The sequence below is a fragment of the Cystobacter fuscus genome, assembly GCF_002305875.1.
Taxonomy (GTDB): domain Bacteria; phylum Myxococcota; class Myxococcia; order Myxococcales; family Myxococcaceae; genus Cystobacter; species Cystobacter fuscus_A.
The window spans coordinates 4,439,424-4,465,395 of the sequence record NZ_CP022098.1; the positions used below are offsets into that span (position 1 = coordinate 4,439,424).

The following is a 25,972-nucleotide window of genomic DNA, read 5'->3' on the forward strand; positions in this document are numbered from 1 at the left end:
GGCTCTCCCATCACCGGCTGGGGATCGGACGGAATTCAGGCATGGTCCTGAGCCGCACGGCGGGAGGGAGCAATGGGTTGCTGCGCGTCCCTCCGTATGTCTCCACACCGGGTTCATCCAGGCCGCCATCGTCCATCTCCATGCAAATCGGCATGGGTTTTTCGCCCGGGAGAGTGACCTCGGTGAATCGACCATAGACACGGTTCTCCCGGGTATAGAGTTGTCCCTTGAAGATCGTGCGCCTGGGGATCGCGTCCTGCGTCCTCTGGGGCACGTTGCTGATTGGGAGGGGAAGGATTTTGGGTTCGGTGATGACCGGACCGGACTTCACGTAAATGAATGAAGTGAAGTCATTTCCTCTCACGTAGCTCATCAACCACACCTTGACATCCTCGGTCGGACCGAGGCCCAGACGCTCACGGGTCTTCTCGCTGCCAGCGGGGCAGGGTTCAGCGGGCATCGGAGGGGCAGGCTTCGGCCCGCTCACACAAGCGGGAGCCGTGCAGACAGCGGCAGTGGCCGCAGCGGTGATGATCAGACGATTCTTCGGAGAGGGACGCATGGGTATTTCCGCGGGGTTCGTCGCCTGGGCGACGGGCGCGGGGGGTGGTGACTTCTGAAGTCCCGCGCTGGACACAACTTCTCCCGTCATGTCGACCTCCGCCATTTCATGGCGAGAAACCTCCTGGGACGTTGGCAGCAGCACGGTGGACTTTTGAAGTGGGGTCGCGGGAGCGAGGAACAGGGCCGCGAGCGCGCCCAACGCGAGGGCCATGTGCCGCCGCCGCAACTCGGACGCCAGGGGGAACTCGGGCTCCGGCATGAGGGGAAGGCAGGGCTCCGCTGGAGGCAGCGGCTTGCGGCCTCCGTCGAAGAGGGGCTCGTCCCACGCGGCATCGGCTCCGGCGAGGGCGGCCTTCAAGTCGAGCTCGAGCGCGGACGCATCGGCGGGGCGCTCCGCGGGCTCCTTCGCCAGCAGGCGCAGGCACAGCTCGCCCACTGTCGCGGGCACGCGCGGATTGCGCACGTGGGGAGGCTCGGGTGCGTCCTCGAGGATGGCTTGTGCCAGGGAGCCGTGGCGATCGCCGAAGGGCAGGGTGCGCGTGAGCAGCGCGTAGAGGGTGACGCCCAGCGCCCACAAGTCGTCCCCGGGCCGCCCCGGCGGTGGCTCTCCCTCCCACTCGCGGGCGAAGCGCACCACCTCGGGGCTGCGGTACTCGGGGGTGCCCGGCGGCAGCCGCAAGGTGAGCCGATGCGCGCCCTCGAACCCCGCCGCGCCGAAGTCCACCAGCACCGGATGGCCGTCCTTCCGCCGCATCACGATGTTGGCCTCCTTCACGTCCCGGTGCACCACGCCCGCGGCATGCAGCTGGCCGAGCGTGGACACCAGCGGCAGCATCACCTGGGTGAGCAGCTCGGACGTGCTCGGGTTGAACTCCCGCGCCCAGGTGTCCAGCGCGACGCCTTCCACCAACTCCAGCGCCAGGACGATGAAGCGCGGCTTCTCCTCGGGCCACAGGCCATAGCCGTGGAAGCCCACCACGGGCAGATCCTGCACCCGCCGCAGCGCGTCCACCTCCCGCTCGCCCCGCGCGTCCCGGGGCACCAGCTTGATGGCGAAGCGCTTGACACCCCTTCGGGCCTGGTACAGCGCGCCGAAGCTGCCAGCCGCCAGCCGCCTCTCGATGATGAAGCCGGCCACCTCCGCTCCGGGCAACAGGTTCAACCCGAGCGGCTCGTCCGGCACCTCATCCCTCGCGATTCTCATCCCACCCTCCTCCGAGTGGCCGGCAGGCTACCAGGGAGGTGAGGGAAGCGTTCGGAGGTCTGAGGTAGGGCGCGGAGTGGACGACGCCAGGGAGTACTTCTCGTGGCGGAGGTGGCGGGGCCCTCGTGTACGAGTCCCGCCGTGTGGACTCCGGGCCGGGGTTCAGGTGCGGCGCGCGGTCTGGTGCAGCTCCAGCACGATGTTGCCGTTCTTGAAGAGCCGCACCGCTCCGGAGGTCTGGCTCACCACCAGCGCGATGCTCTTCGTCGTCGAGGTGATGCTCGCCGCCGCGGCGTGCCGCGCGCCCAGGCCGAGGGGAATCTTCACCGCCTCGTCGGACGCCGACAGGTAGCGGCCCGCGGCCAGCACCACGCCGTCCTCGCGGATGACGAACGAGCCGTCGAGCACCGAGAAGTTCTTGATGGCCTCGCGGATCTTCGGATCCAACACGTTGCGCTCGGACTCGGAGATGCCCTGGAAGGGGTTGATCGTCATCTGCCGGCTCTTCTCCATCACGCTCGTGTGGTCGCCGATGGTGATGATGGTGCCGATGGGGTGGCCCTCGAAGCCCTCCTGGCCGATCTGCAGCGCGAGCTGGATGAGGGCGTCCACCACCTGGGAGTTGAACTCGTCCCCGAGCTTCACGCCCTCGATGGCCAGCCGATCGTCCAGCGAGCCGCCGATGCGCATCTGCATCAGCGTGTCCGGGGGACGGCCGAGCTTGCCCGTCATGCACAGCACCAGGTTGCCCTCGGCGAACGCTCCCTGGGACAGCGCGGACACGAGCGCCACCTTCACCCGCTCGGTGCGCGAGTAGTCGTAGGCGGGGATGACGAGCGCGCGCTGCTTGTTGGCGAGCAGTTCCTGGGCGAGGCGTGGGGTGGTGACGGCGTAGACGAGCTTGCGCTTGGCGAGCTGTCGCCGCAGATCCTCGGGCGCGATGAGCACGTCGCTGATGTAGAGGAAGTGGTCGACGTCACCCTTCCCAGCGAGCGAGAGGGCGGCTCGCAGGAACTCCCGGTCGAATTTCGAGGTTTCGCTCATAAGATGCAACCGCGCCGCTTGTTGGAGGGAAGACGGGCCTCCTTGACACCAGTCCGCGTCTGAATAAAGCTTTCCGGCCTTTTTTTCGGGGATGTTGGGCCCATGTCCCCGCCGCACGGGAGCCTACGGCTGTGAACCAGAAAGATCTCAAGCGTTACAAGAAGATGCTCGAGGACAGCAAGACGAGCCTGCTGGAGAGCGCCAAGAAGACGCTGGTAGAGGAGGCCAGCTTCGACACCGACGATCTCCCCGACGAGATCGATCAGGCCTCTTCCGAGTACACGCAATCGATGGTGTTCCGGTTGCGTGATCGGGAAAAGTTCTTGCTGCAGAAGATCGACCGGGCGCTCGGCCGTATCGAGGATGGCACCTTCGGCGTCTGCGAGCGGTGCGACGAGGAGATCTCCCCCAAGCGGTTGGAGGCACGGCCCGTCACCACGCTGTGCATCCGCTGCAAGGAGGAGCAGGAGAAGAAGGAGAAGTCCTACGGCTGATGCCGTGACGGAGTGGGGGGCCCTCCAAGCCTGGGCCCGGCTGGATCCCCCTGCTCCGAGCCTCACGCCGCCAGTTGGATCTCCACCCGGAGCAACTGCCGTCCGATGAGGAAGTGGTCCCCGTTCTCCACGAAGACGGGTCCGGTCAGCCGCAGGAAGGTGCCGTTGGACGAGCCCACGTCCTTGACGCGCAGCCGGTCCTGCTTCACGTGCAGGAGCGCGTGGCGTCCGGAGACGAAGCCGTCGGTGGGGAAGGTGATCTCCCCGTGCTCGCGTCCCAGGTGGTTGTCCCCTTCCTTGAGCGGGAAGGCCGCCCCGCGGATGCCCCCCTCGAGAATCTGCACCAGCCGCAGCCGGTAGCCGGGATCCGCCGAGCCCCAGATGTGGGCGCCGCCGGGGCCCACGGCCGCCGCCGGAATGGGCTCGAGCACCAGGCGCTGCCGGCCCAGCCGCAGCTCGCCGCCCACGGGCAGCTCCCGCTCCTGGCGCAGGCGGGCGAACACGCCGTTGGCTCCGCCCACGTCCTCCATGGCGAGCCGGCCTCCGGAGAAGAAGAAGCGCGCCTGCACGGGCATGATGAAGGGATCGTCCACGAGCGGCAGATCCCCCTGGGGGCCGCAGGTGAGGGTGTCCCGGGTCATCTTCACCACGGATTCCGGGCCCCCGTCGGCCCGCACCACCCGCAGGGAGACCTGGGGACGGAGCACGGGCTTGGTGGCGGCCATGACCATGGTCCCCGAGCGCAGGGGCGCGCTACAGGCATGGCAGGTGGTGGCGGAATCGGGATTCTCGGCGTCGCAGCGGGGACAGTGTGGCATGGCGGGCGGGTGTACATATCAAGCCGCGCGGGGGGTTGCTCGGAACGAGATCAGGGGTCCTCCATCTTGCGGGACACCCGACGCTCATGGGAAGTTCGGGGGACAACACCCGATCCTCCTGCATCCGGGATGTCCTCCTTGCCTTGCCCCAGCTGCGGCACCGAAACCGGTGACGCCTCCAATTACTGCCCCTCCTGCGGCGCCACGCTCGCGCGTGGAGATCAGGACGAGTACATCGGCCGCACGCTCGCCCGGAAGTACAAGGTCGAGGCCCTCATTGGCGAGGGGGGCATGGGCAAGGTGTACCGTGCCCGTCAGGAGGCGTTGGACAAGCTGGTGGTGCTCAAGGTGCTGCGCCGCTCGCTGCTCAACGACGAGCGCACCGTGGCGCGCTTCAAGCGCGAGGCCAAGGCGGCCAGCCGCCTCAACCACCCCAACTCCATCAGCATCCTCGACTTCGGCCAGGCCGAGGACGGGGCGCTCTTCATCGCGATGGAGTTCGTGCCGGGGCAGGATCTGCACACCGTGCTCAGCAAGGAGGGGCCGCTGTCCGAGCCGCGCATCGCGCGCATCGTCAGCCAGGTGCTCTCCGCCCTCAACGACGCGCACGGCGCCGGCGTCATCCACCGGGACCTGAAGCCCGAGAACATCATGGTGGAGCAGCGCCGCAACGAGCCGGACTGCGTCAAGGTGCTCGACTTCGGCATCGCGAAGATCCAGGACGGCGGCAACGACGACGGGCCGGCGCTCACGCGCACCGGCTTCGTGTGCGGCACCCCCGAGTACATGTCGCCCGAGCAGGCCAGGGGCGGCTCGTTGGATCACCGCTCGGACCTGTACGCGGTGGGCGTCATCCTCTACCAGCTCGTCACCGGGCGGCTGCCCTTCGAGTCCGACACCGCGGTGGGCTTCGCCACCAAGCACCTCACCGAGGAGCCGGTTCCGCCCTCGCGCCGCCGTCCGGAGGTGCGCGTGTCGCCGGGCATGGAGCGGCTCATCATGCGGGCGCTCTCCAAGAGTCCGGATGACCGGCCCCAGGACGCGGAGGCCTTCCGGGCGGAGCTGCTCGCGGTGGCCCAGGAGCGGGAGCGCCGCCACGCGCCCTCGGGCTCCACCGGCCGGCGCCCGGCGCAGGGGCTCGCGCCGCTGCCGCGCCGGGGCACGCCCCCGCCCAATACCCTGAGCACGGAAATCACCGACACGAACTGGAACGGCTCGCCCGAGCCCACCGTGAAGGCCCCGCTCGAGCGCACGCAGGCGACCGCTCCCATGCCCCGGGCGGCGCCCGAGCGTACGCAGATCGCCCCCGCGTCCCGGGCCGAACGCGATCGCTCCTCCACCGCGTCCGTCTCCGTGATGCGCGCGCCCGAGCGCACTCCTCCCCCGATCTTCAACGCCCCGCTCAACGACAAGACCGAGGCGATGCTCCTCACCCTGCCGCCGCGCGAGCCCGAGTCCGAGCCCGAGCCCGAGCCGGGAGGCGGCTTCGGGGTGCTCAAGGCGTTCGTGCTCACCCTGGCGCTGGGCACGCTCGCCCTGGCGGGCTACTGGCTGTACACGAGCTGGAGCGAGCAGGCGCGCGCCAAGCCCTTCGTCCCGCCGAGCAACGCGCCCATTCCGGGGCAGGACACCGGGGCCTACGTGCCCGCGCCCGGGGTGCCGCTGTACGAGCAGGTCATTCCGCCCCGCCGGCGCGACGAGCGCGAGGCGCTGCGGCGCAAGCAGGCGGGCTACGAGGCCTACAAGAACGGCAACCTGGATCTCGCGGCCACCGAGTACCGCAACGCCTTCGTGTTGGATCCGACGCCGGAGCTGTCGTTGATGCTCGGCGAGGTGTACTGGGCGCGGGGCATCAACGACGAGGCGCGGGGGTGGTGGCGCAGGCACCTGCGCGACGCGCCGGACTCCAAGGCGCGCGCCACGTTGCTGCTCAAGGAGCCGGGCCTCGCCGAGCCCGCGAGCCCGTAGCGTCCCCAGCGCCCGGGTCAGGTCATCAAATCCACCTGGACGACGTGCTGGCCCATGCGCACCCGGTCTCCCGAGCGCAGCGGCCGGTCCACGCCGGAGGGGATGCGCACGTAGGTGCCGAGGCCGCCGGACAAGTCCCTCAGCTGGGCCCCGGAGGCGGTGAAGCTCAGCTCGCAGTGCCGTCCGGCGAGCCCTTCCTCCTGGGCGTAGCAGAAGTCGCAGTTGGCCTGTCCGATGGTGAGCAGCGGGGCGGAGGTGACGACCGTGCGACCTCCCCGGCCGCCGACGAGCACCTCTTCCACCCCATAGACGCCCTGTCCGGGAGGCACCGGGGCGCCATAGACGATGGGCCGCCCGGCGACGGGGGGCGGCGCGTCGAGCTTGCCGATGAAGCGGAAGAGCCGCTGGCCCACGCTGAAGAAGGCGTAGGGGGTGAGCGTCTCGGTGCCGGGGATGGTGACGTAGAGGCCCGAGGCACTGGCCTCGTCGCGCACGTGCAGCACGTTGTCCTTGATGAGGAAGGTGGCGTGCTGGGCGGAGACGAAGACGTCATCCGCGAAGAGGATGGCACCCCGGGTGCGGCCTACCGTACAGCCGGTGATGGGCAGCTTGAAGCGCTGGCCCCGGGACGAGCCGGCGACGACCGTGAGGCCGAAGCGCGAGGCGGTGGGCACGGGCCGGGCGGCGCTGACGGGCCGGGCCGCCGGGGCGCCTCCCACGGCGGGACGGGCCGGCGCGCTCACGGGGCCCGGGGAAGGGCTCCGGGCGGAGGCCGGGCGGCGACGGGGACGCCTCCCGCCGCGGCATGGGGGGGCGGCGTGCGGGTGGAGGGCCGCAGACCGGGGGGGGAGTCGGCTCCTGGCCTACCCGAGGGGCGGGCGGGGGACTTCGACGCGGTGGCCGCGAGCGGGGCGCCACAGCTGGCGCACACCTCGGTCCGAGGGGGGTTGTGGCCGTCACAGTTCGGGCAGACCACGGCGAGAACGGACAGCAGCAGCTGTGACATGATCGGATCGACTCTAGAAGTGGGTGCAACGCCGGGTCAACGACAGCGAGCGTCGGGCGAATCCCGAGAGCGCGACATTGCCCCTCCTGGGTGCGGCAGTTAGCATTGCTGACGCCTCGATGATTCGCCTGAACGACATTCTCCAACGGGTGGCCTCCTATCACCCGGACCCCGACCTGGACATCATCAAGAAGGCTTACGTCTATTCGGCCAAGGTGCACCAGGGTCAGTTGCGCAAATCAGGTGAGCCCTACCTGATACATCCTCTGGAGGTCGCTGGGCTGCTCGCCGAGCTGAAGCTCGACGAGGCCTCCATCGTCACAGGACTGCTTCACGACACCATCGAGGACACGCTCGCCACCGCCGAGGAACTCACCGAGCTGTTCGGCCCCGAGGTCGCCCAGCTCGTCGACGGTGTGACGAAGCTGTCCAAGTTCTCCGCCTCGGCCACGCTGTCCCAGGAGGAGAAGCAGGCGGAGAACTTCCGCAAGATGATCATCGCGATGGCGCAGGACATCCGCGTCATCCTGGTGAAGCTGGCCGACCGCACCCACAACATGCGGACCCTGGACCACATGTCCGAGGAGAAGCAGCGGCGCATTGCCCAGGAGACCCTGGACATCTACGCCCCGCTGGCCAACCGCCTGGGCATCAGCTGGGTGAAGACGGAGCTGGAGGACCTGTCCTTCCGCTACGTCAAGCCCCAGGAGTACTTCGCGCTCCAGGACAAGATCGGCCGGCGCAAGAAGGAGCGCGAGAAGTACCTCGACGACGTGAGCACGCTCATCACCAGCAAGCTCGCCGAGCGTGGGCTCAAGGGCGAGGTGAGCGGCCGCTTCAAGCACGCCTACAGCATCTACAAGAAGATGAAGTCGCAGGGGATCGAGTTCGAGCAGATCCACGACGTCATCGCCTTCCGCATCATCACCAACTCCATGCCCGCCTGCTACGAGGCGCTGGGTCTGGTGCATCAGCTGTGGAAGCCCGTGCCGGGGCGCTTCAAGGACTTCATCGCCATCCCCAAGCCCAACATGTACCAGTCGCTGCACACGACGGTCGTGGGGCCGCTGGGCGAGCGCATCGAAGTGCAGATCCGCACCCCGGACATGCACAAGGTGGCCGAGGAAGGCATCGCGGCGCACTGGGCGTACAAGGAGGGCAAGGCGCTCTCCGTCAGCAAGGACGACGAGAAGTTCGCCTGGCTGCGCCAGCTCATGGAGTGGCAGCAGGACCTCAAGGATCCCAAGGAGTTCCTCGAGACGGTGAAGGTGGACCTCTTCACCGACGAGGTCTTCGTCTTCACGCCCCGGGGTGACGTGAAGAGCCTGCCGCGCGGCGCCACGCCCGTGGACTTCGCCTACGCCATCCACTCGGACGTGGGCGGCCGGTGCGTGGGCTCCAAGGTGAACGGGAAGATCGTCCCGCTGCGCTACAAGCTCAAGAACGGGGACACGGTGGAGGTGCTCACCAGCCCCCAGGCGCACCCGTCCAAGGACTGGCTCACCTTCGTCAAGACGAGCCGCGCCCAGCAGCGCATCCGCGCCTTCATCAAGCAGCAGCAGCGCGAGAAGAGCCTGCAACTGGGCCGCGAGCTGCTCGAGCGCGAGCTCAAGCGCTTCCAGCTCAACTTCAACCGCCTGCTCAAGAACGGCGAGCTCAAGAAGGTGTGCGAGGAGCTGGGCTTCCGCGTGGAGGACGACCTGCTGGTGGCCATCGGCTACGGCAAGGTGGTGCCCAACCAGGTGCTCTCGCGCGTGGTGCCGCCGGAGAAGCTGGCCGCGTCCTCGGGCGAGGCTCGCAACGCGCCCGCCTCGGACACCTCCGGCAACCACGCCAGCTCCGCCAGCATGCTGCCGGGCCTGTCCAAGGTCACCGACTTCGCCAAGAAGCTGGTGGGCAAGCAGAACAGCAGCGGCGTGCAGATTGGTGGCGTGGACGACGTGCTGGTGCGCTTCGGGCGCTGTTGCAACCCGGTTCCGGGGGACCCCATCGCGGGGTTCATCACCCGGGGCCGGGGCGTCACGGTGCACACGGTGGGCTGCGACAAGGCCCTGGCCACGGATCCCGAGCGGCGCGTCGACGTGTCCTGGGATGTTCGCGGCGACTTCAAGCGTCCGGTCACCCTTCGAGTGCTCACCACCGAGCGCACGGGCATGCTGGCGGACATCTCCAACACCTTCTCCAAGAAGGGCGTCAACATCTCCCAGGCCAACTGCCGGGCCACCGGGGATGAGCGCGCGGTGAACACCTTCGAGGTCACCATCACCGACCTCAAGCAGCTCACCGACTTGATGCGCACCATCGAGCGCCTGCCGGGTGTCTACTCCGTCGAGCGCATCTGACGTCTTCTCCGCATCCGCCCCGCCTCGGGGCCGTCCAGGGGATTGGCCGGCCGGCGGGCGGATGGTAGAGCCCGCCCCGGACACGCGCGCGGCCACTCCTGGCCGCCGCTCGCTCCCGAGGTGACGACATGGCTCGCAAGACGGTGCACTCCGACAACGCGCCCAAGGCGATTGGCCCCTACTCCCAGGCGGTGCAGGCGGACGCCGGGAAGATGACCTTCCTGTCCGGACAGATTCCCCTGGACCCGAAGACGATGGAGCTGGTGCCGGGCGATGTGGTCGCGCAGACCGAGCAGGTGATGAAGAACCTGGGCGCGGTGCTCCAGGCCGCTGGTCTGGACTTCTCCCACGTGGTGCGCTGCACCATCTTCCTCACCGACCTGGGGGACTTCGCCCGGGTGAACGAGGTGTACGGCCGCTCCTTCCCCGGCTCGCCTCCGGCCCGCGTCACCGTGCAGGTGTCCGCGCTGCCCCGTGGCTCCAAGGTGGAGATCGACGCCATCGCCGTGTCCTGAAGCCTCCCCCCGCAAGCACGAAGGCCGCCGGCCCCCGGGAAGCAGGGGGGCGGCGGCCTTCCGACTTCAGCGCACGGTGCGGACTACTTCTGGTCCGCGGCGACCGTGCCCTTCTTCTTCAGCTCCTCGTCGATGACGCGCTTGAAGGCGTCGATGGGCTGGGCGCCCACGAGTGAGCGGCCGTTGATGAAGAAGCTCGGGGTGCCGGTGACGCCCACGCGGCCCGCCTCGGCCATGTCGGCGGTGACCTGGGCGGTGAACTTGCCCGAGTCGAGCGCGGCCTTGAACTTGTTCACGTCGAGCCCGACTTCCTGGGCGTACTTCTCGAGCGAGGCGCGGTCCAGGGCGCGCTGATTGGCGAAGAGCTTGTCGTGGTACTCCCAGAACTTGCCCTGCTCGTTCGCGGCGAGCGCGGCCTCGGCGGCCGGCTTGGCGTTGGGGTGCATGGGCAGCGGCTGGTTCTTGAAGGCCACGCGGATCTTCCCCTTGTACTCCTGCTCGAGCTGGTGGAGCGTCGGTACGACGCGGCCGCAGAACGGGCACTCGAAGTCGGAGAAGGCCACGATCGTCACGGGGGCGTTCTTCGCGCCCGTCACCGGGGCATTGCCCACCTCGATGTTCTGCACGGCCGGCTCGGCGGGAGCGGCGGCGGCGCCGTTGGACTTCAGTCCCTCCTCGATGAGCCTGGCGTACAGCCCGTCCGGCTTGGTGCCGGAGGCCAGCAGCTTCTCGGCGCGCGCCTTCTCCTCGTCGATGATCCGCTTGAAGCTCTCGAAGGGCTGGGCGCCCACGAACTCACGGCCGTTGACGAAGAAGGTCGGGGTGCCATTGGCGCCCACCGCGGCGCCAGCGGACGAATCCGCCTCCACCTTCGCGCGGAACTTGCCCGAGTCGAGCGCGGACTTGAACTTGCCCAGGTCGAGCCCGACTTCCTGGGCGTACTTCTCGAGCGAGGCGCGGTCCAGGGCGCGCTGATTGGCGAAGAGCTTGTCGTGGTACTCCCAGAACTTGCCCTGCTCGTGCGCGGCCATCGAGGCCTCGGCGGCCGTCTTGGCGTTGGGGTGGAAGGGCAGCGGCTGGTGACGGAACACCACGCGCACGTCCTTGGCGTACGTGTCCTTGATCTGCTTGAGCGTGGGGCCCACGCGGCCGCAGAAGGGGCACTCGAAGTCCGACCACTCGACGATCGTCACCTTGGCGTCCTTGGGGCCGAAGGACGGGGCATCCTCGGGCACGTCCACCTTGCGGTAGGCCTGCGCGGGAGCCTCGGGCTGCGAGGGGTTGTTGCGCGGCGCCGACTCCACGCCCTTGGCGACGATGGCGGCGTACACCTGGTTGGCCGGGGTGCCCGAGCGCACGAGGGACTCGGCCTTGCCCAGCTCCTCGTCGATGATGGTCTTGAAGTTGCCGATCGGCTGGGCGCCCGAGAGGAAGCGGCCGTTGATGAAGAAGGCCGGGGTGCCATTGGCGCCGAGCTTGCCGGCCATGGCCTGATCGCGGTCGATGATGGCGGAGAGCTTGGGGTTGTTCAGGTCCGCCTTCCAGCGGGAGATGTCCAGGCCCACGTCCTGGGCGTAGCCCTCCAGGTCCTTGTCCTCGAGCGCCTTGGCGTTGGCGAAGAGCTTCTCGTGGTACTCCCAGTACTTGCCCTGCTCACCAGCGGCGAGCGCGGCCAGGGCGGCGGGCTTGGCGCGCGGGTGGAAGGACAGCGGGTTCTGCTTCATGACCACGCGCAGCTTGCTGCCGTAGTCCTTCTGCAACTGCTCCACCGTGGCGTTGGCGCGCGCGCAGAACGGGCACTGGTAGTCGGAGAACTCGACGAGCGTGACGAGCGCGTCCGCGCTGCCCTTGATGGGCGAGTCGTCGATGGGCACCTTGAAGATGGTGGCCTCGGCAGGCTTCCCACTGGGAGCCGCCGCGTTGGCGGCCGCGGTGGGCTTGTTGCTTCCCGCGGAATCCTTCGAGGAGCCGGTGAAGGCCCGGCCACCCACGAAGCCCAGCAACAGGCCCACGAGGAGGGCAACGATGACATTGGGTTTCATAAGTCTGTTCTGCTCCTAGGTACGGCGTCGGTCCAACTGCGGTCCCGGGCACATGCGGTCCATCAGCAGGGCGCGGGGTGATAACAGAGCCCGTTGCGGGCACGCAAGGCGAGGCGGGCCCTTCCGGCCCGGGTGATGACGCCTTCAGGTCCCCGAAAACACAAAGGTTTTCGTGGGAAATTCCCCCGGTGGCCCCCCGCCGGAGGGTCTACACCGAGGCCAGGCGGCCAGACGTGCACACGGCGGGTGGGTGAAGGGTGGGGCGGCATCTCCCGATGGGTGACCGGAACCGCCCTGGAGTTTCACCCGGGATTTTCCGGGGAATTCTTTCCCGCCCGGGACTCAGGTGAGCTGGAGCACGCGCTCCTCGAGCCGCTGGCCCCGCGACACGCCCAGGATGAGCACACCGGTCTGGAGCAGGTGGCCCACGACGCGGCTGATGACCTCCTCCGGTCGATGCGCCTGGCCGTCGAAGCGCACGTGCAGCAGGTGCTCGCCCTCCATGCGCGCGGCGGTGACGCCGGGGAGCGCCTCCAGTTCGGGCAGGAGGACGGTGCCCCGGGCCACCTGGACGCGGAACTCGGCGCCCTGGCTCGTGAGGTCGGCGATCGAGCCGGCCTGCACCAGCCGGCCCCGGTCGAGGATGGCCGCCGCGTCACACAACTGCTCCAGTTCCTGGAGATTGTGGCTGGAGACCACCACCGTGCGCTGGCCGCGCATGTCGAGGATGACCTGCCGCACCTGATGGGCGATGCGCGGGTCCATTCCGGCGGTGGGCTCGTCGAGCAGGACGAGGGGCGGACGTCCCATGAGCGCCTGGGCCAGGGCCACGCGCTTGCCCATGCCGTGGGACAGGGCGCTCGTCTCCACGCCCCACGCCTCCAGCAGGCCGACCTTCTCCAGGGACTCGCGCGCCTCGCGCTCGGGAGCCTCCAGGCCGCTCAGCCGGGCCCAGTACATGAGCAGCGGCCCCACCTTCCATCCCCCGGGCAGTACCGCGTCCTGGGGCAGCACGCCGAGCTTGCCCTTGAGCGCGCCCTCGGCGCTGGGGGTGACGCCCATGACCCGCACCTGGCCCTGGGTGGGCCGCAGGTAGCCGCACATCATGGAGAAGGTGGTCGTCTTGCCGGCTCCGTTGGGCCCGATGAGGCCATACACCTGGCCGCTCTCGATGCGCAGGCTCACCCCATCCACCGCGACCTTGTGGCCGAAGCGCCGCGAGACATTCGTGAGTTCGATGGCGGGCTCGCTCACAGGTCCCTCGTGCGCAGCGCCGTCAGGGCGGAACCGAGGAACAACAGCGTGAAGACGGCATAGGCCGCCACGCTGATCGCCGCCGTGCGCAGCGCCGGATCCAGCAGATCCAACGAGTACTTCAACGGCGAGAGGAAGCGCAGGTAGCGCACGGGATTGCCCTCGTCGGCCAGGGCCGTCATCCACAGCACGAGCGAGAACACGAGGACGGCGAGGTTGAGGATGAGGCTCACGGGGGGACTCGTCGTGACACAGGAGCAGAGCGAGGTGAGCGACAGGAAGGTGGAGGAGAAGACCGCGGAGGCCAGCCAGAAGCGCAAGAGGCTCTCGCCGAAGTCCGCCAGGCCGAAGCCCGGCGTGCTGACCCACGCGTACACGCACAGCCCCAGGTCGAGCGCGAACACGAGGCTCAGCAGCACCGTGGCCTGCGCCAGCAGCTTGCCCCACAGCACCGACGAGCGGCGCGCGCGCACCGTGAGGTAGCGGATGGAGCGCGGGCCCACCTCGCCGCTCACCTGATCGAACCCCATCAACGCCACGTACAGCGGCAGGAAGAAGAGGCTGAAGAAGAAGACCACCACGACCGCCAGGGGAATCCCCTCGCTCGGCACGGTCATCATCCCCGACTGCGTCATCTGCTGGACGAACGAGCGCAGGAACGCCGCCACCACGAAGACCAGCAGGGAGAAGAGGCTGTAGAGCCCGAGCAGCGCCAGCACGCGCGTGCTGCGCAGGGTGCGCTGGCACTCGGCGCTCCAGATGACCGCGGTTTCTTTCAGTCCGTTCAAGGCCGCCCGACCCTAGCGGTCCCGGGGAGCGCTCGCCAGGATTCTCGTCCCCCAGGGAAGCACCGCGAAGGGAATGGACGCCTGGAATAGGGCGGGTACCATGCTCGCTCCCCCACCTCGCCCCGCGAGACGCCCCCGCATGACGTTCTCCCGAGTCGCCCCCGCCACGCTGCTGCTGCCCCTGTTCTTCCTGCTCATTGGCGCGGACGAGAGCGGTGCCCTGCCCGGTAGCCCCGAGTCGGAGCCCGAGGCCGCCGCGCTCGCGGAGGCCGGCGCGGGCGATGCCGGAACCCCGGACGGCGGTCTGGCCGAGGCGGGGGAGGAGAGTGATGCCGGGGTGATGCTGGGCCTGGTGCCCCCCCGGCCGGTGCCCTCGCGCGAGGCGGATCCTCCCATCGCCCACCTGCGCCCGCTCCCCGCCAGGCAGGACGTGCTCGCCCGGGCGAAGAAGGACGCCAAGGGCCGGCTGGTGGTGCCGGGCCCCAACGGGGCCGTGCCGCTGACCATCGATCCCGTGCTCCAGGAGCAACTCAAGCGCACGCTCGAGCTGTACCAGGTGCCCTTCGGCGCGGTGGTGGTGCTCGAGCCCTCCACGGGCCGGGTGCTCGCCATGGCCGAGCACTCGCAGTCGCGGCCGGACCTGCGCGGCCTGGCCACGCGCGCGGTGTTCCCCGCGGCCAGCATCTTCAAGATCGTCACCGGCGCCGCGCTGCTCGAGGCGGGCCTGACCCCCGAGGCGCAGACGTGCTTCCACGGCGGCAAGCGGCGCATCTCCGCGAAGCTCCTGGAGGACAGCACGAGCGACGGCCAGTGCCACTCGCTCGCCGCCGCCATGGGCAAGAGCGCCAACGTCATCTTCGCCAAGCTCACCCAGCGCCACCTGTCGCCCGAGTCGTTGCGGCGTGCCGCGGCGCGCTTCCACTTCAACCGGGACATTCCCTTCCCCGTGCCCACGGACGTGTCGCTCGCCGCCGTGCCGGAGGAGGACGGGTTCCGCTTCGCGCAGACGGGCGCGGGCTTCGGCGACGTGTACCTCTCGCCGCTGCATGGCGCGCTCCTGGCGGCCGTGGCGGCCAACGGCGGCGTGTGGAAGGACCCCATCCTCTTCGAGCCCGGCGCGGACGCGCCCTCCGTCCCCGGGGAGCAGGTGCTCTCGCCCGAGGTGGCACGAGGCCTGACGACGATGCTGGAGGCGACGGTCACCCAGGGCACCGCGCGCCGCGTCTTCCGCGAGCGGGGCATGCGCGTGCCGGGCGCGGTGGGCAAGACGGGGACGCTGGCGGACAACAAGCCCTTCCGCGACTACTCGTGGTTCGTGGGCTTCGCGCCCAAGGACAACCCCAGGCTCGCCGTGGCGGCGGTCATCGTCAACGAGCCGCTCTGGCGCATCCGGGCCGCGTGGCTCGGCCGCGAGGGGTTGCGCCTGGGCATGGCCCGCCTGCCTCCGGGCGCCCTCGCGCCCCAGAAGGACGACGCGCCCGACGTGCCCGTGGAGGAGGACTCCGAGGAAGAAGAGGCCCAGGAGGGCGGCCCGCCCGCCCCCGCCGTGGCCACGACGCCCGCCGCGACGCCTCCCGAGACAACTCCCGGGACGGAAGCCGCGTCGGCGATGTCCCAGCCGTGAGGCGAGCGCTCACCGGGGCTTGAGCTGCACCAGCCCCGTGTCCACGAAGGACTGGAAGTACTTCAGCGCGTCCAGCTCGCCGAGCGGCGACATGCCGAGGATGGTGCCCACGTCGCGCTTGCCGTCGATGCGCGAGAGCAGGTAGCGCTCGGGGGTGGTGAGCGGGGTCGTCTTCAGTTGCGCCGCCGTCACGCGCAGCGAGGGCACCTGGGGCGTGTCCAGCATCCGCCGCCGCAACAGCCCCAACAGCGCCGCCGACGCCGAGTTGAGCAGCGCCTCCGTCTCCGGCGTGGGGGACTGCTCATGGGCCCGGCGCGCCAGCGCCTCTCCGTCCCAGAAGTTGCCGTTCTCCAGGTGGGACTGGGCCGCCTGGATGAGCTCGGGCGTGAGGGACTCGTCTCCCACCACGCCCACCTCCAGATCCTTCACCTTCTCCTCGAGTTCGGGCGAGGTCGCCGGGCGCACCCGTCCTGGCGGGGGCGTGTTCACCACCCGGATCGCCTCCCGCCGGTAGAGCGCGTACAGCCGCTGGTACACGAGGAAGTCCGAGGTGTGCAGCGTCTTCACCAGCTCGTCGATGCTCAGCCCCTCGCGCACGCGCTCCACCAGCGTCGCGTCCAGACTGCCGGCCCGGGGCATCTCCGGCAGCCGCGACTCGTTCACCTCGAGGTAGGCGCTCCCCGAGGGAAACGCCGCCCGCAGGGACTGCCACGCCGTCTCGCGGAACTCCCCCTCGCGGTGGATGTCCATCAGATCCACCCCCGCCTCCACGCCCTCGATCTGCGGCACCGCCCCCGCGTCGAAGGAGAACTCCCCCTCCTCCCAGCGGAACATGTCCAGCAGCGTCTCGCGGAACTTGAGCTGGAGCGTGCTGCGCACCGTCACCTCCGACACCCACCCGAGCAGCACGAGGATCTGCCCCAGCGGCACGTTCGCCTCGCTCTGCTGGGCATGGGCCTGGGCGAACTGCTCCGCGTTCAGGTGCCCCATGTGGATGAGGAACTGGCCCAGATATTCCCGCGTCTGGTTGGAGCTCGCGCTGAGCACCTGCCCCTCGCGCAGGAGGATCAACTTGCGCACTCCCGCGCGCATGACGCGCAGCGTTCCCGAGACCCGCCGGCTGCCGAGGTAGGCGACGAGGTCCTTCAAGGGCATCGTCGAGAAGTCACCTGACAGGCCGCGCATCGCGTCACATCCTCACGAACGAATGATGGTCCGAATCTACTCGAAACCCCATTGCCACCTCTGTGACCAGGCGAGGGAGGTGCTCGAACGCGTCCGAGCCCGCATCCCCTTCGAGCTGGTGGAAGAGGACATCCGCGCCAGTCCCACACTCCTTGCTGCCTACCGCTATGACATCCCGGTGGTCATTTTCGAGGGAATCGCCACCTTCAAGCACCGCCTGAGGGAAGAGGAGGTCGAGGAATGTCTCCGGCGGGGCGCGGGTGGCACGCACGTTGCTGAATCCAAGGGCCAGGGAAGGTAACTCCCTTCCCACCCCCAGGAAAAACAGGGGGATGGACGGAGAGGCGGGCGAGCAGGGGTGGGTAGGGCTGTAAACCTGGGAACTAGTCCCGGGGATCCATTGAAAAAGGTTCAGGTCGGAGGAGGTCGCGGTGGTGTGGAGGCACACGAAGAAGGCCGAGCAGGCGCTCACGGTGCTGGTGGTGGAGCCGCGGGCGGCGGACCTGGAGCAGACCCGGATGACGCTCGGCGAGGCGGGCTTCCGGGTGGTTCCGGTGACGCGCTTCGATGCGGCGAGTCCCCTGTTCGAGGCCATCCGCCCGGACGCGGTGGTGCTCGCGGCCCAGGGGCCTGACTTCGCGGCGGTGCAGGCGGCGCGTCGGCTGTCGCAGATGTGCCGCGGCACGGTGCCCATCCTCTACCTCGTGGACTCGCTGGACATGGCGGCCATGCGCCACTGTCTGGACAAGGGGCAGGGGGTGGATGTGGTGACTCGCTCGAGCCTGGGCGAGGAGCTGGTGTTGCGGCTGCGCGCCCAGCTCCGGCTGCGCTCGGCGGTGCGCCAGGCGATGATGCCCACCGAGGCCCACTCCTCCGAGGCCCTGCGCGATCCGCTCACCGGCCTGTACAACCGCGCCTTCCTGCTCGAGTTCATCGCCCTGGAGATCCGCCGCGCCGAGCGCTTTGGCGGAACCTTCTCGCTGGTGGCGGGCTCGCTCGAGGACTTCCGCGCGCTGCGCAAGGAGTCCGGCCGAAGCATCGCCGAGCGGCTGCTGGTCTACAGCTCGGCGGTGTTCAGCCAGACGGTGCGCGAGGCGGATGTGGTGGCGCGCGTGGGGGAGGAGGAGTTCATGGTGCTCCTGCCCGCCACGCCCGCCGAGGGCATGCCGGACGTGATGGCGCGCGTGCGCGATCGTTTCGCCCTGGCGCGTTTGCAGGTGGAGGGACGGGTGCTGCGTCCCTCGCTGACGTTGGGCGCGGTGAGCTACCCGGACATGGTGGGCTCGCCCGTGCAGCTGCTCAACGGGGCGTTGCAGGCCCTGCGCAGGGCTCGCGACACGCGCCGGAGCGCCGAGCTGGAAATGATGGTCTGACGCGGAGACGCATCCACGATGGACGTCTCACGGAGTGCAATCGAGATGGATAGGGCGAGGGGAGGCGAGGGGATGGATCGGATCGCGGTGTTGGTGGTGGACGACGAAGAGCAGGTGCGCACCTTCCTCGCCGAGCTGCTGGGCGGCTCGGGCTATCAGGTGCGTTGCGCGTCCAGCGGCGCGCAGGCCCTGGAGATGCTCTCCGGGGGCTCGTTCGACGTGGTGCTGCTGGACGTGATGATGCCGGAGATGAGCGGCCTGGACGTCCTGCGGCGCTACCGGGCCTCGGGCGGTGGCGCGCCCGTCATCGTCCTGTCGGCGCTCTCGGGCGCGGATGACGCCATGCGCGCCATGAAGCTGGGCGCCAGCGACTACCTGTCCAAGCCCTTCGGCGGGGACGAGCTGGAGGATGCCCTGGCGCGCGCGCTCGGCAACCGTCTGCCCGCGAAGCAGGTCGCGGCGAGCACTCCGGTGCTCCACCCGGCGGCGAAGGACGATGGCGGTGGTGAGCGCATTCTCATCTCGCACTCGCCCGCCATGCGCCGGGTGCGTGCGCTGGTGGAGCGCATCGCGGACACGGACGTGCCGGTGCTGCTGCTGGGCGAGTCCGGAACGGGCAAGGAAGTCATCGCCCGCGAGGTCCACGCGCGCAGCAACCGCCGCAACCGTCCCTTCATCAAGGTGAACTGCGCGGCGCTGCCCGGCGAGCTGCTGGAGAGCGAGCTGTTCGGCCACGAGCGCGGCGCCTTCACCGGCGCCACGGCGGAGAAGCCGGGCAAGTTCGAGCTGGCCGATCAGGGCACCATCTTCCTGGACGAGATTGGTGAAATGGCCATCCGCCTCCAGGCCAAGCTGCTGCAGGTGTTGCAGGACGAGGAGTTCTTCCGGGTGGGCGGCAAGAAGAGCGTCCGCGTGGACAGCCGCGTGGTGGTGGCGACCAACCGCGATCTGGAGCGGGAGATCGAGCTGGGCAACTTCCGCGAGGATCTCTTCTACCGCCTGAACGTGGTGGCCATCCGCCTGCCCGCGCTGCGCGAGCGCCCCGAGGACGTGGTGCCGCTGACGGACCACTTCCTCAAGAAGTACGGGCGCGGGTTCATGAGCGGCGTGGCGGAGCTGCCGCCCGAGGTGTTGCGCGCCTTCACCGAGTACGAGTGGCCCGGCAACGTGCGCGAGCTGGAGAACATGGTGCGCAGGCTGTGCGTACTCAAGGACGCCACGCTCGTGCTGGACGAGCTGCGCGCGGGAGGCCGGACGCCCGCGAGTGCCCCGTCGCTGCCCACGTCCTACGCGGGCGACGGCGAGGTCGAGCCCCCCGCGCCCACGCCGCGCGCCGTGACGCCGGCGCCGCTCGCGGGCGTGGCCCCGTCGGTGCAGGTGCTGGAGATGCCGGCCCGGGGCAACATGCCTCCGGTGGAGCTGTCCCCGGGACTCCCAATGGCACCCGCGCCGGTGCGCTACGCCAATCCGTTCGACGCGCCCCAGCCGCCTCCGCCGCCGCCGAGTGTGCCGGAGGCGGAGATGTCGCTGAAGGAGATTGGCAAGCGCGCGGCCATGCTCGCCGAGCGCGAGGCCATCCTCGCGATGCTCCAGCGCACGGCGTGGAACAAGCGCCGCGCGGCGGGCAAGCTGCGCATCAGCTACAAGGCGCTGCTCTACAAGATCAAGGAGTGCGGCATCATCGATCCGCGCGCCTCGGCCGAGTTCTAGGCCGCTTGCTGGAGCACCCGCGGGTCGTCAGTCCACCCGGATGACGACCTTGCCGAAGTGCGCGCCGCTCTGGAGGTACTCGAAGGCGGCGTGGGCCTCGGCGAAGGGGAAGACGCGGTCCACCACGGGGCGGATGCCGTGCAGGGTGAAGGCCCGGTTGAGCGCCTCGAAGGATTGGCGGTGGCCGACGAAGATGCCCTGCACGCGCAGGTTGTTCATGAGGATGGGCGTGACGGGCACCGCGCCCGCGCCGCCGCTGAGCACGCCGATGACGGACACCGTGCCACCGGTGCGCACGGCGCGCAGCGAGCGCTCCAGCGTGCCCGCGCCGCCCACCTCCACCACATGATCCACGCCCACGCCTCCCGTGAGGCTCCGGGCCACCTTGTCCCAGTCGGGCGTGTTCACGTAGTTGATGCCCTCGTGGGCGCCCAGGGCCCGGGCACGCTCCAGCTTGTCGTCCCGGCTGGAGGTGAGGAGCACCCGCGCGCCCATCATCCGGGCGATCTGCAACGCGAAGAGCGAGACGCCACCGGTGCCCTGGAGCAGCACGGTGTCCCCGGCCTTCAGCGCGCCCTGGGTGACGAGCGCGCTCCACGCGGTGACGGCCGCGCACGGCAGCGTGGCGGCTTCCTCGTCCGACAGGTACGCGGGCGTGGGCACCGCGCCGTCCTCGTGGAGCAGCATCGTGTCGGAGAGCGCCCCATCCAGGGGGCCGCCGAGTGTCTGGGTATGGGAGGCGCGCGTGGGCTCGCCGGCGAACCAGTTCTGCGCGAAGAGGCCCATCACCCGATCTCCCACCTTCACGCGGGTGACGCCCGGACCCACGGCGTCCACCACGCCGGCTCCGTCCGAGTTGGGCACCAGGGGCAGCTTCTGCTTCGGGTTGTACTGGCCCCGCACCATCATCAGGTCGCGGTAGTTGAGGCTCGTGGCCTTCACCCGCACGCGCACCTGGAAGGGGCCGGGCTGTGGGTCCGGCCGCTCGCACCGCACCAGCTTGTCCAATCCGAATCCATCGCGAATCTCGTAGGCGTTCATGACCGGGGTTCTAACGCACCGCTCGTGGGGTGGGAGACGCTTGGGACGGGGCGTGACGAGTAGCAAGCAGAGCGGCCCCAGGCCGAGCCGCGTCTCGGGTAGAACGTCGATGGAGGAGGGCAGGACACATGTACCTGGGCATCGACGTGGGGACGTCATCCGTGAAGGCCGTGCTCGTGGATGGGCACGAGCGCATCGTCGCCAGCGCCAGCGCGGCACTGGAGGTCACCCGGCCGCATCCCGGCTGGTCCGAGCAGGAGCCGGACGCGTGGGTCCGTGCCCTCGAGCACGTGCTGGACGAGCTGTCCGCCACGCACCGGGAGGCCCTGGCGGCCGTCGAGGGGATGGGGCTGTCGGGACAGATGCATGGCGCGGTGTTGCTCGGAGCGGATGACAAGCCGCTGCGCCCGGCCATCCTCTGGAACGACGGGCGCTCGGAGGCCGAGTGCCGCCTGCTGGAGGAGCGCTGTCCGCGCTCGCGCGAGCTGTCCGGCAACCTCGCCATGCCGGGCTTCACCGCGCCGAAGCTGCTCTGGGTCGCCGAGCACGAGCCGGACGTGTTCGCGAGGACGCGCAAGGTGTTGCTGCCCAAGGATTATCTGCGGCTGTTCCTCATCGGCGACCACGTTTCCGACATGTCGGACGCGGCGGGAACGCTGTGGCTCGACGTGGCGAAGCGGGACTGGTCCGACGCGCTGCTCTCGGCCACGGGGCTCACGCGCGAGCACATGCCGCGCCTGGTGGAGGGCTCGGAGTCTTCAGGCCGGCTGCGGCCCGAACTCGCGCGGCGCTGGGGCATGCACCGGGCTCCGGTGGTCGCGGGAGGGGGAGGGGACAACGCGGCGAGCGCGGTGGGCATTGGCGCGGTGAAGCCCGGGGCGGCGTTCGTGTCGCTGGGCACCTCGGGGGTGCTGTTCGTCTCCAACGCGCGCTTCTCTCCGAACACCGAGGGCGCGGTGCATGCGTTCTGCCACGCGGTGCCTCGCACCTGGCACCAGATGGGCGTCATCCTGTCCGCGGCGGCGAGCCTGGAGTGGTTGTCGGCGCTCCTGGGCGAGCCGGCTCCCGCGCTCATCGCGGCGGTGGGGGAGCGCGTGCGGGCGCCGTCGCCGGTGAAGTTCCTTCCCTACCTGTCGGGGGAGCGCACGCCGCACAATGACGCCGGGGCGCGCGGGGCCTTCGTGGGACTGGCGCACGGGGACGGACGCGAGGCGTTGACGCAAGCGGTGATGGAGGGCGTGGCGTATGCCGTCGCGGACTGCATGCGGGTGCTGGCCGATGCGGGGACGCGAGTGGAGCGGGCGTCGGCGGTGGGCGGGGGCTCGCGCTCACCGCTCTGGTTGAAGATCCTCGCGAGCGTGCTCGACCGGCCGTTGGATGTGCATGCCGAGGGAGACTTCGGAGGCGCGTTCGGAGCGGCGCGGCTGGGACGGCTCGCGGCGACGGGGGAGGATCCGTTCACGCTCGCCGTGCCGCCGCCGGTGGCCCGGGTGGTGGAGCCCGACGCCGCGCTCGTTCCCCGCTACGCCGAGGAATACGCTCGCTGGCGCCGCCTGTATCCCGCTCTCCGGCAGGCGCGGTGAGGAAACGAAGAGAGACGGTGGACCCAAACCCATGAAGATGCATCCCTGACCATCTAGGCTTTTGGCGAGGTTGTGAAGACGTCGCCTGTCATCCGTATATGATGCGCATCTCATTCGACTCTCGGAATGAGTACGAGCCCTGATGAATTCTGGTGTTTGACGGCAATTTGTGGTGGAGTTGTCGCTTGTCGTTTGTAAACAACCCGCGCCGGATGCGCTGCCTCCACAAGCGCTCCAATGTCCAGGAGGGAGCTGCCTGATGGTCAGCAAAACCAAATCTGCAATTCAGCCCCGTTCTAGTGGGCCGCCGCGCATTGAGTACCTGCGAGTCGAGAACTATCGCGCCCTCAAATCCGTTGAGTTCAAGGATGTCACTCCACTCACCGCTCTCCTGGGTCCGAACGGCAGCGGCAAGTCGACCGTCTTTGATGTTTTCAATTTTCTCTCCGAGTGCTTCCAATTTGGGTTGCGCCACGCATGGGACCGACGTGGGCGCGCCAGGGAGTTGAAGACACGCGGGCAGGATGGTCCGGTCGTCATCGAAATCAAGTATAGGGAGCGCCCTGGACTCCCCATCATTACGTACCATCTGGCCATTGATGAAGGAACCAAGGGCCCGTTTGTTGCCGAGGAGTGGTTGCAATGGAAAAGAGGGTCCTATGGCGCTCCTTTCCGTTTTCTCGATTACAAGGGAGGACAAGGACGCGCCATTAGCGGCGAGCTTCCTGACGAGACTGATCTGCGCAAAGAGACGCCGCTGCGGTCGCCCGACCTGATTGCGGTCAACACGCTGGGTCAGTTTGCCGAGCATCCACGGGTCGCCGCACTCCGCGAGTTCATCACTGATTGGTACGTGTCCTACCTGTCGATCGATGACACTCGCGGACAACCAGAAGCTGGGCCCCAGGAGCGCCTCAGCAAGACCGGTGATAACCTTCCGAACGTCATCCAGTACCTCAAGGAACAACATCCGCGTCATCTGGAGCAAATCTTCACGATTCTCCAACGTCGGGTGCCGCGCCTTGAGAAGGTATTGGCTGAACCCATGCCAGACGGTCGCCTGCTTCTTCAGATAAAGGATGCGCCTTTCGAGCGCCCGGTTTTGTCGCGTTTCGCATCGGATGGAACGCTCAAGCTACTCGCCTATCTCACGGTACTGCATGATCCCGAGCCTCCCCAGTTCGTGGGCATCGAGGAGCCCGAGAACTTTTTGCACCCACGCCTTCTTCCCGAACTGGCGGAGGAATGCAGGGCCGCAACCGAGCGCTCGCAACTCCTGGTGACCACGCATTCGCCGTTCTTCCTCAACGCCTTGAAGCCAGAGGAGGTCCGTGTTCTCTATCGCAACGAGGAAGGATACTCTCAGGCGATTCGGGCCTCGGACATCCAGGGGGTGCCCCAGTTTGTTCAGGCTGGTGCATCCATGGGTCATCTATGGCTTGAGGGCAGGTTCAGTGTCGGCGATCCCCTTGTAAACGCGGGGGCTCCGCGGAAGAAGGGCGGGCGGGGATGAGTGTCGAGCATGTAGAGGTGTTTGTCGAAGAACCATCAATGGAGGCATTCTTACGACTTGTTTTGCCGCGAATGCTCGGTGATACCTCATTCGAGGTCTACACTCACCAGTGCAAGGATGAGTTGTTGATGCGCCTCCCGGAGCGCTTGCGAGGTTATGCAAGCTGGCTCCCGGAGACGTGGCGTATTGTAGTGGTAGTGGACCGCGATGATGATTGTGTTGCGCTCAAGTGCGAACTCGAGCGTCTGGCCTTGGAGGCTGGTCTCTCCACGAGGTCATCACCCAAGCAGAAGGGCTACTCTGTTGTCAATCGAGTTGCGATCGAGGAGCTCGAGGCTTGGTACTTTGGCGACTGGGATGCGGTCCGAGCTGCATATCCTCGGGTAAAGCCGACCGTTCCAGCCCAATCCAAATACCGCGATCCCGATGGTATCGCGGGTGGTACTTGGGAAGCATTTGAGCACGTCCTCAAGAATGCAGGCTATTTCAAGACCGGGCTCCGGAAGATAGAGGCGGCTCGAGCGGTCGGCGAGCACATGGTTCCTTCTCGGAACCTGTCTCGGAGTTTCCAGTTTCTACGGACCGCACTCAGCGAAATGGCATCCGCCAACTCGGGTTCATCCTGAGACATCCCCGGCGGACGGTTCGCCAGATAGCAGCCCACCAGGCAAGCGCTCGCTGCCCATGGCTCGGGAACGCCCCACCTTTACCTTCCCACCATGGGAGGGAAGGCCATGACGAAGACGAAACTGCTGCTGGCGGGTCTGCTCACGGGCGCGGTGGCACTCGGCACGGGCTGTGCGACCACGTCCACCCGGGACACGGAGCCGCCCTCGCCCACCTCGACTCCAGGCATCGGCGGCGCGGGGCTCGATCCGAACCCGGACCACAACATCCCCAACGCGCCCAATGGCATCGACGGCGATCCGCTCAGCAACCCGGGCACCCCGGCTGCTCCCGCCAACGCGCCCGACCCGGCCGGTGCGGTCGACTCCGGTGAGAGCCTGCCTCAACGCTAGACGTCCCCTCGCCCTCCACTCGAGAGGGCGAGGGAGCATTAAAGGAAGTCGTCGTCCGTGCAGCGCACCGTCACGCGGGGCGAGCCCTTCAGACCCGGACTGACCCACCGGTTGCTCTTGCGGAGATCCTACCGTGCCGAGGCCCGCCGGGCCGACGACTTCGAGGCAGTCCTCTTCTTCCCCGTGGTCTTCTTCGCGGCGGCCTTGCCCAGCGGCTTCTTCGCCGTTTTCCTGGTGGCAGCCTTCTTCTTCGGCGCCGGCGCCTCTTCTTCCTCCGCGGCTTCCTCCTCGTTCGCCTCCTCCGCGACGGCCTGAACGTTCTTTTCGTTCTGCTTGCGGAAGCGGTTGAACGCATCCTTGGAGAAGAGCGAGCTGCCCTCGGCTTGGGCTCGCCGGAACACCTCCTTCAGGCTGTCTCCGGTGAGGCCCGGGTTCTTGAAGTACTCCATCGCCACGCGGCCCATGGCCCAGTTGGCGGCGAAGGCCGGTGCCACCGTGAGCATCGCGCCGAAGATAGGAATGAGCGCCTTGATGCCCTGCCGCGCCAGCAAGCCCAACCCCGCGGTGGTCCCCAGCTCGAGGATGAGATCCCGAGCCGACGCCTTGGTGACCTTCCGTCCGTAGATGTGCCCCACGGTCATGACCATGCCGGTCTGGAGGGGCAACATCAGCACCACATCCGACAACGGGACGGGCGAGATGGAGACCACCGCGGCCGCGTACGAGCACATGTTGATGACATCTCTCGCTGCCTTGTCCCGGCTCTCCGAAGACACCTTGCTGAAGTCTCGCGTCCGGATGTCATCCAACGTGTCGAGCCACGACATGGTCATCTCCTGGTAGGCTGGAGCGCCGAGCATACGTCGCAAGTTGCACGTTGAACAC

Annotated in this window: 22 protein-coding genes; 12 read left to right on the plus strand and 10 right to left on the minus strand. The window is 68.4% G+C overall.

Going from position 1 to position 25,972, the window contains the following annotated elements; all coding sequences use genetic code 11:
• Positions 1 to 10 precede the first annotated feature (10 nt).
• Both CYFUS_RS18300 and CYFUS_RS18305 read right to left on the minus strand, forming a co-directional pair.
• Positions 11 to 1,768: a serine/threonine protein kinase gene (locus CYFUS_RS18300; RefSeq protein ID WP_095986390.1), complete on the minus strand. Its 1,758-nt coding sequence runs from the start codon at positions 1,766 to 1,768 to the stop codon at positions 11 to 13.
• A gap of 162 nt (positions 1,769 to 1,930) precedes the next feature.
• Complete coding sequence (locus CYFUS_RS18305) at positions 1,931 to 2,812, minus strand: DNA integrity scanning protein DisA nucleotide-binding domain protein (RefSeq protein ID WP_095986391.1); 882 nt, start codon at positions 2,810 to 2,812, stop codon at positions 1,931 to 1,933.
• A gap of 131 nt (positions 2,813 to 2,943) precedes the next feature.
• Here CYFUS_RS18305 and CYFUS_RS18310 point away from each other — a divergent pair, with 131 nt between their 5' ends.
• Positions 2,944 to 3,306, plus strand: coding sequence for a TraR/DksA family transcriptional regulator (locus CYFUS_RS18310; RefSeq protein WP_002629270.1), 363 nt, complete (start codon positions 2,944 to 2,946; stop codon positions 3,304 to 3,306).
• A gap of 62 nt (positions 3,307 to 3,368) precedes the next feature.
• On the opposite strand, the gene CYFUS_RS18315 is transcribed toward CYFUS_RS18310, so the two are convergent.
• Positions 3,369 to 4,124: an FHA domain-containing protein gene (locus CYFUS_RS18315; protein WP_043430024.1), complete on the minus strand. Its 756-nt coding sequence runs from the start codon at positions 4,122 to 4,124 to the stop codon at positions 3,369 to 3,371.
• Between the two features lie 138 nt (positions 4,125 to 4,262).
• On the opposite strand from CYFUS_RS18315, the gene CYFUS_RS18320 reads away from it, so the two are divergent.
• Positions 4,263 to 6,092: a serine/threonine-protein kinase gene (locus tag CYFUS_RS18320; RefSeq protein ID WP_232537638.1), complete on the plus strand. Its 1,830-nt coding sequence runs from the start codon at positions 4,263 to 4,265 to the stop codon at positions 6,090 to 6,092.
• A gap of 17 nt (positions 6,093 to 6,109) precedes the next feature.
• Here CYFUS_RS18320 and CYFUS_RS18325 read toward each other — a convergent pair whose 3' ends face one another.
• Positions 6,110 to 6,835: an FHA domain-containing protein gene (locus tag CYFUS_RS18325; protein WP_232537639.1), complete on the minus strand. Its 726-nt coding sequence runs from the start codon at positions 6,833 to 6,835 to the stop codon at positions 6,110 to 6,112.
• 382 nt (positions 6,836 to 7,217) lie between these two features.
• Between CYFUS_RS18325 and CYFUS_RS18330 the strand changes: the two genes are divergently transcribed.
• Together CYFUS_RS18330 and CYFUS_RS18335 are read left to right on the plus strand one after the other, a co-directional pair.
• Positions 7,218 to 9,440 (plus strand): RelA/SpoT family protein, encoded by a 2,223-nt coding sequence (locus CYFUS_RS18330; RefSeq protein ID WP_095986392.1) that lies wholly within the window; start codon positions 7,218 to 7,220, stop codon positions 9,438 to 9,440.
• Positions 9,441 to 9,568: 128 nt separating this feature from the next.
• Complete coding sequence (locus CYFUS_RS18335; RefSeq protein ID WP_095986393.1) at positions 9,569 to 9,955, plus strand: RidA family protein; 387 nt, start codon at positions 9,569 to 9,571, stop codon at positions 9,953 to 9,955.
• Positions 9,956 to 10,038: 83 nt separating this feature from the next.
• On the opposite strand, the gene CYFUS_RS18340 is transcribed toward CYFUS_RS18335, so the two are convergent.
• The 3 genes from CYFUS_RS18340 to CYFUS_RS18350 form a co-directional block, all read right to left on the minus strand.
• Complete coding sequence (locus CYFUS_RS18340) at positions 10,039 to 11,997, minus strand: DsbA family protein (protein WP_095986394.1); 1,959 nt, start codon at positions 11,995 to 11,997, stop codon at positions 10,039 to 10,041.
• A gap of 342 nt (positions 11,998 to 12,339) precedes the next feature.
• The gene (locus CYFUS_RS18345) at positions 12,340 to 13,251 is read right to left on the minus strand and encodes an ABC transporter ATP-binding protein (RefSeq protein WP_095986395.1); all 912 of its coding nucleotides are present in this window, start codon (positions 13,249 to 13,251) and stop codon (positions 12,340 to 12,342) included.
• Positions 13,248 to 14,039 carry an ABC transporter permease gene (locus CYFUS_RS18350; protein ID WP_095986396.1) on the minus strand — a complete coding sequence of 264 codons (792 nt, stop codon included), beginning with the start codon at positions 14,037 to 14,039 and terminating at the stop codon, positions 13,248 to 13,250. Before CYFUS_RS18350 ends, CYFUS_RS18345 begins: the two co-directional genes overlap by 4 nt.
• Positions 14,040 to 14,178: 139 nt before the next feature.
• Here CYFUS_RS18350 and CYFUS_RS18355 point away from each other — a divergent pair, with 139 nt between their 5' ends.
• Positions 14,179 to 15,663 carry a penicillin-binding transpeptidase domain-containing protein gene (locus CYFUS_RS18355; RefSeq protein ID WP_095986397.1) on the plus strand — a complete coding sequence of 495 codons (1,485 nt, stop codon included), beginning with the start codon at positions 14,179 to 14,181 and terminating at the stop codon, positions 15,661 to 15,663.
• 9 nt (positions 15,664 to 15,672) lie between these two features.
• Here CYFUS_RS18355 and CYFUS_RS18360 read toward each other — a convergent pair whose 3' ends face one another.
• Positions 15,673 to 16,848 (minus strand): DUF4388 domain-containing protein, encoded by a 1,176-nt coding sequence (locus CYFUS_RS18360; protein WP_095986398.1) that lies wholly within the window; start codon positions 16,846 to 16,848, stop codon positions 15,673 to 15,675.
• 25 nt (positions 16,849 to 16,873) lie between these two features.
• Between CYFUS_RS18360 and CYFUS_RS18365 the strand changes: the two genes are divergently transcribed.
• The 3 genes from CYFUS_RS18365 (at position 16,874) to CYFUS_RS18375 (ending at position 19,931) form a co-directional block, all read left to right on the plus strand.
• Complete coding sequence (locus CYFUS_RS18365; protein WP_269770273.1) at positions 16,874 to 17,149, plus strand: glutaredoxin family protein; 276 nt, start codon at positions 16,874 to 16,876, stop codon at positions 17,147 to 17,149.
• Between the two features lie 133 nt (positions 17,150 to 17,282).
• Positions 17,283 to 18,221, plus strand: coding sequence for a GGDEF domain-containing protein (locus tag CYFUS_RS18370; RefSeq protein WP_332468393.1), 939 nt, complete (start codon positions 17,283 to 17,285; stop codon positions 18,219 to 18,221).
• A gap of 72 nt (positions 18,222 to 18,293) precedes the next feature.
• On the plus strand, positions 18,294 to 19,931 hold the full coding sequence (locus tag CYFUS_RS18375; RefSeq protein ID WP_095986401.1) for a sigma-54-dependent transcriptional regulator: 1,638 nt from the start codon (positions 18,294 to 18,296) through the stop codon (positions 19,929 to 19,931).
• A 27-nt stretch (positions 19,932 to 19,958) separates the two neighbouring features.
• Here the strand turns inward: CYFUS_RS18375 and CYFUS_RS18380 are convergent, their stop codons facing one another.
• Entirely contained in the window at positions 19,959 to 20,972 is a 1,014-nt protein-coding gene (locus CYFUS_RS18380) for a zinc-dependent alcohol dehydrogenase family protein (RefSeq protein ID WP_095986402.1), read from the minus strand.
• Positions 20,973 to 21,100: 128 nt separating this feature from the next.
• On the opposite strand from CYFUS_RS18380, the gene xylB reads away from it, so the two are divergent.
• From xylB to CYFUS_RS18400, 4 genes are all read left to right on the plus strand, one after another.
• Entirely contained in the window at positions 21,101 to 22,555 is a 1,455-nt protein-coding gene (gene xylB, locus CYFUS_RS18385; protein WP_095986403.1) for a xylulokinase, read from the plus strand.
• A 259-nt stretch (positions 22,556 to 22,814) separates the two neighbouring features.
• Positions 22,815 to 24,068 (plus strand): AAA family ATPase, encoded by a 1,254-nt coding sequence (locus CYFUS_RS18390; RefSeq protein ID WP_095986404.1) that lies wholly within the window; start codon positions 22,815 to 22,817, stop codon positions 24,066 to 24,068.
• A complete protein-coding gene (locus CYFUS_RS18395) occupies positions 24,065 to 24,694 on the plus strand; it encodes a DUF4276 family protein (protein ID WP_095986405.1) in 630 nt (209 codons plus the stop codon). The genes CYFUS_RS18390 and CYFUS_RS18395 overlap by 4 nt, the downstream gene beginning before the upstream one ends.
• 108 nt (positions 24,695 to 24,802) lie before the next feature.
• Positions 24,803 to 25,087 carry a hypothetical protein gene (locus tag CYFUS_RS18400; protein WP_095986406.1) on the plus strand — a complete coding sequence of 95 codons (285 nt, stop codon included), beginning with the start codon at positions 24,803 to 24,805 and terminating at the stop codon, positions 25,085 to 25,087.
• Between the two features lie 128 nt (positions 25,088 to 25,215).
• Here CYFUS_RS18400 and CYFUS_RS18405 read toward each other — a convergent pair whose 3' ends face one another.
• Entirely contained in the window at positions 25,216 to 25,914 is a 699-nt protein-coding gene (locus CYFUS_RS18405) for a YcjF family protein (RefSeq protein WP_198316619.1), read from the minus strand.
• Between the last annotated feature and the right edge of the window lie 58 nt (positions 25,915 to 25,972).

Bases quoted from the DNA above. Each gene is read 5' to 3' on its own strand.
- CYFUS_RS18300 (WP_095986390.1), bottom strand. From the start codon at position 1,768: ATGAGAATCGCGAGGGATGAGGTGCCGGACGAGCCGCTCGGGTTGAAC.
- CYFUS_RS18305 (WP_095986391.1), bottom strand. From the start codon at position 2,812: ATGAGCGAAACCTCGAAATTCGACCGGGAGTTCCTGCGAGCCGCCCTC.
- CYFUS_RS18315 (WP_043430024.1), bottom strand. From the start codon at position 4,124: ATGCCACACTGTCCCCGCTGCGACGCCGAGAATCCCGATTCCGCCACC.
- CYFUS_RS18330 (WP_095986392.1), top strand. From the start codon at position 7,218: ATGATTCGCCTGAACGACATTCTCCAACGGGTGGCCTCCTATCACCCG.
- CYFUS_RS18335 (WP_095986393.1), top strand. From the start codon at position 9,569: ATGGCTCGCAAGACGGTGCACTCCGACAACGCGCCCAAGGCGATTGGC.
- CYFUS_RS18340 (WP_095986394.1), bottom strand. From the start codon at position 11,997: ATGAAACCCAATGTCATCGTTGCCCTCCTCGTGGGCCTGTTGCTGGGC.
- CYFUS_RS18355 (WP_095986397.1), top strand. From the start codon at position 14,179: ATGACGTTCTCCCGAGTCGCCCCCGCCACGCTGCTGCTGCCCCTGTTC.
- CYFUS_RS18360 (WP_095986398.1), bottom strand. From the start codon at position 16,848: ATGCGCGGCCTGTCAGGTGACTTCTCGACGATGCCCTTGAAGGACCTC.
- CYFUS_RS18365 (WP_269770273.1), top strand. From the start codon at position 16,874: ATGGTCCGAATCTACTCGAAACCCCATTGCCACCTCTGTGACCAGGCG.
- CYFUS_RS18375 (WP_095986401.1), top strand. From the start codon at position 18,294: ATGGATCGGATCGCGGTGTTGGTGGTGGACGACGAAGAGCAGGTGCGC.
- CYFUS_RS18380 (WP_095986402.1), bottom strand. From the start codon at position 20,972: ATGAACGCCTACGAGATTCGCGATGGATTCGGATTGGACAAGCTGGTG.
- xylB (WP_095986403.1), top strand. From the start codon at position 21,101: ATGTACCTGGGCATCGACGTGGGGACGTCATCCGTGAAGGCCGTGCTC.
- CYFUS_RS18390 (WP_095986404.1), top strand. From the start codon at position 22,815: ATGGTCAGCAAAACCAAATCTGCAATTCAGCCCCGTTCTAGTGGGCCG.
- CYFUS_RS18395 (WP_095986405.1), top strand. From the start codon at position 24,065: ATGAGTGTCGAGCATGTAGAGGTGTTTGTCGAAGAACCATCAATGGAG.
- CYFUS_RS18400 (WP_095986406.1), top strand. From the start codon at position 24,803: ATGACGAAGACGAAACTGCTGCTGGCGGGTCTGCTCACGGGCGCGGTG.
- CYFUS_RS18405 (WP_198316619.1), bottom strand. From the start codon at position 25,914: ATGTCGTGGCTCGACACGTTGGATGACATCCGGACGCGAGACTTCAGC.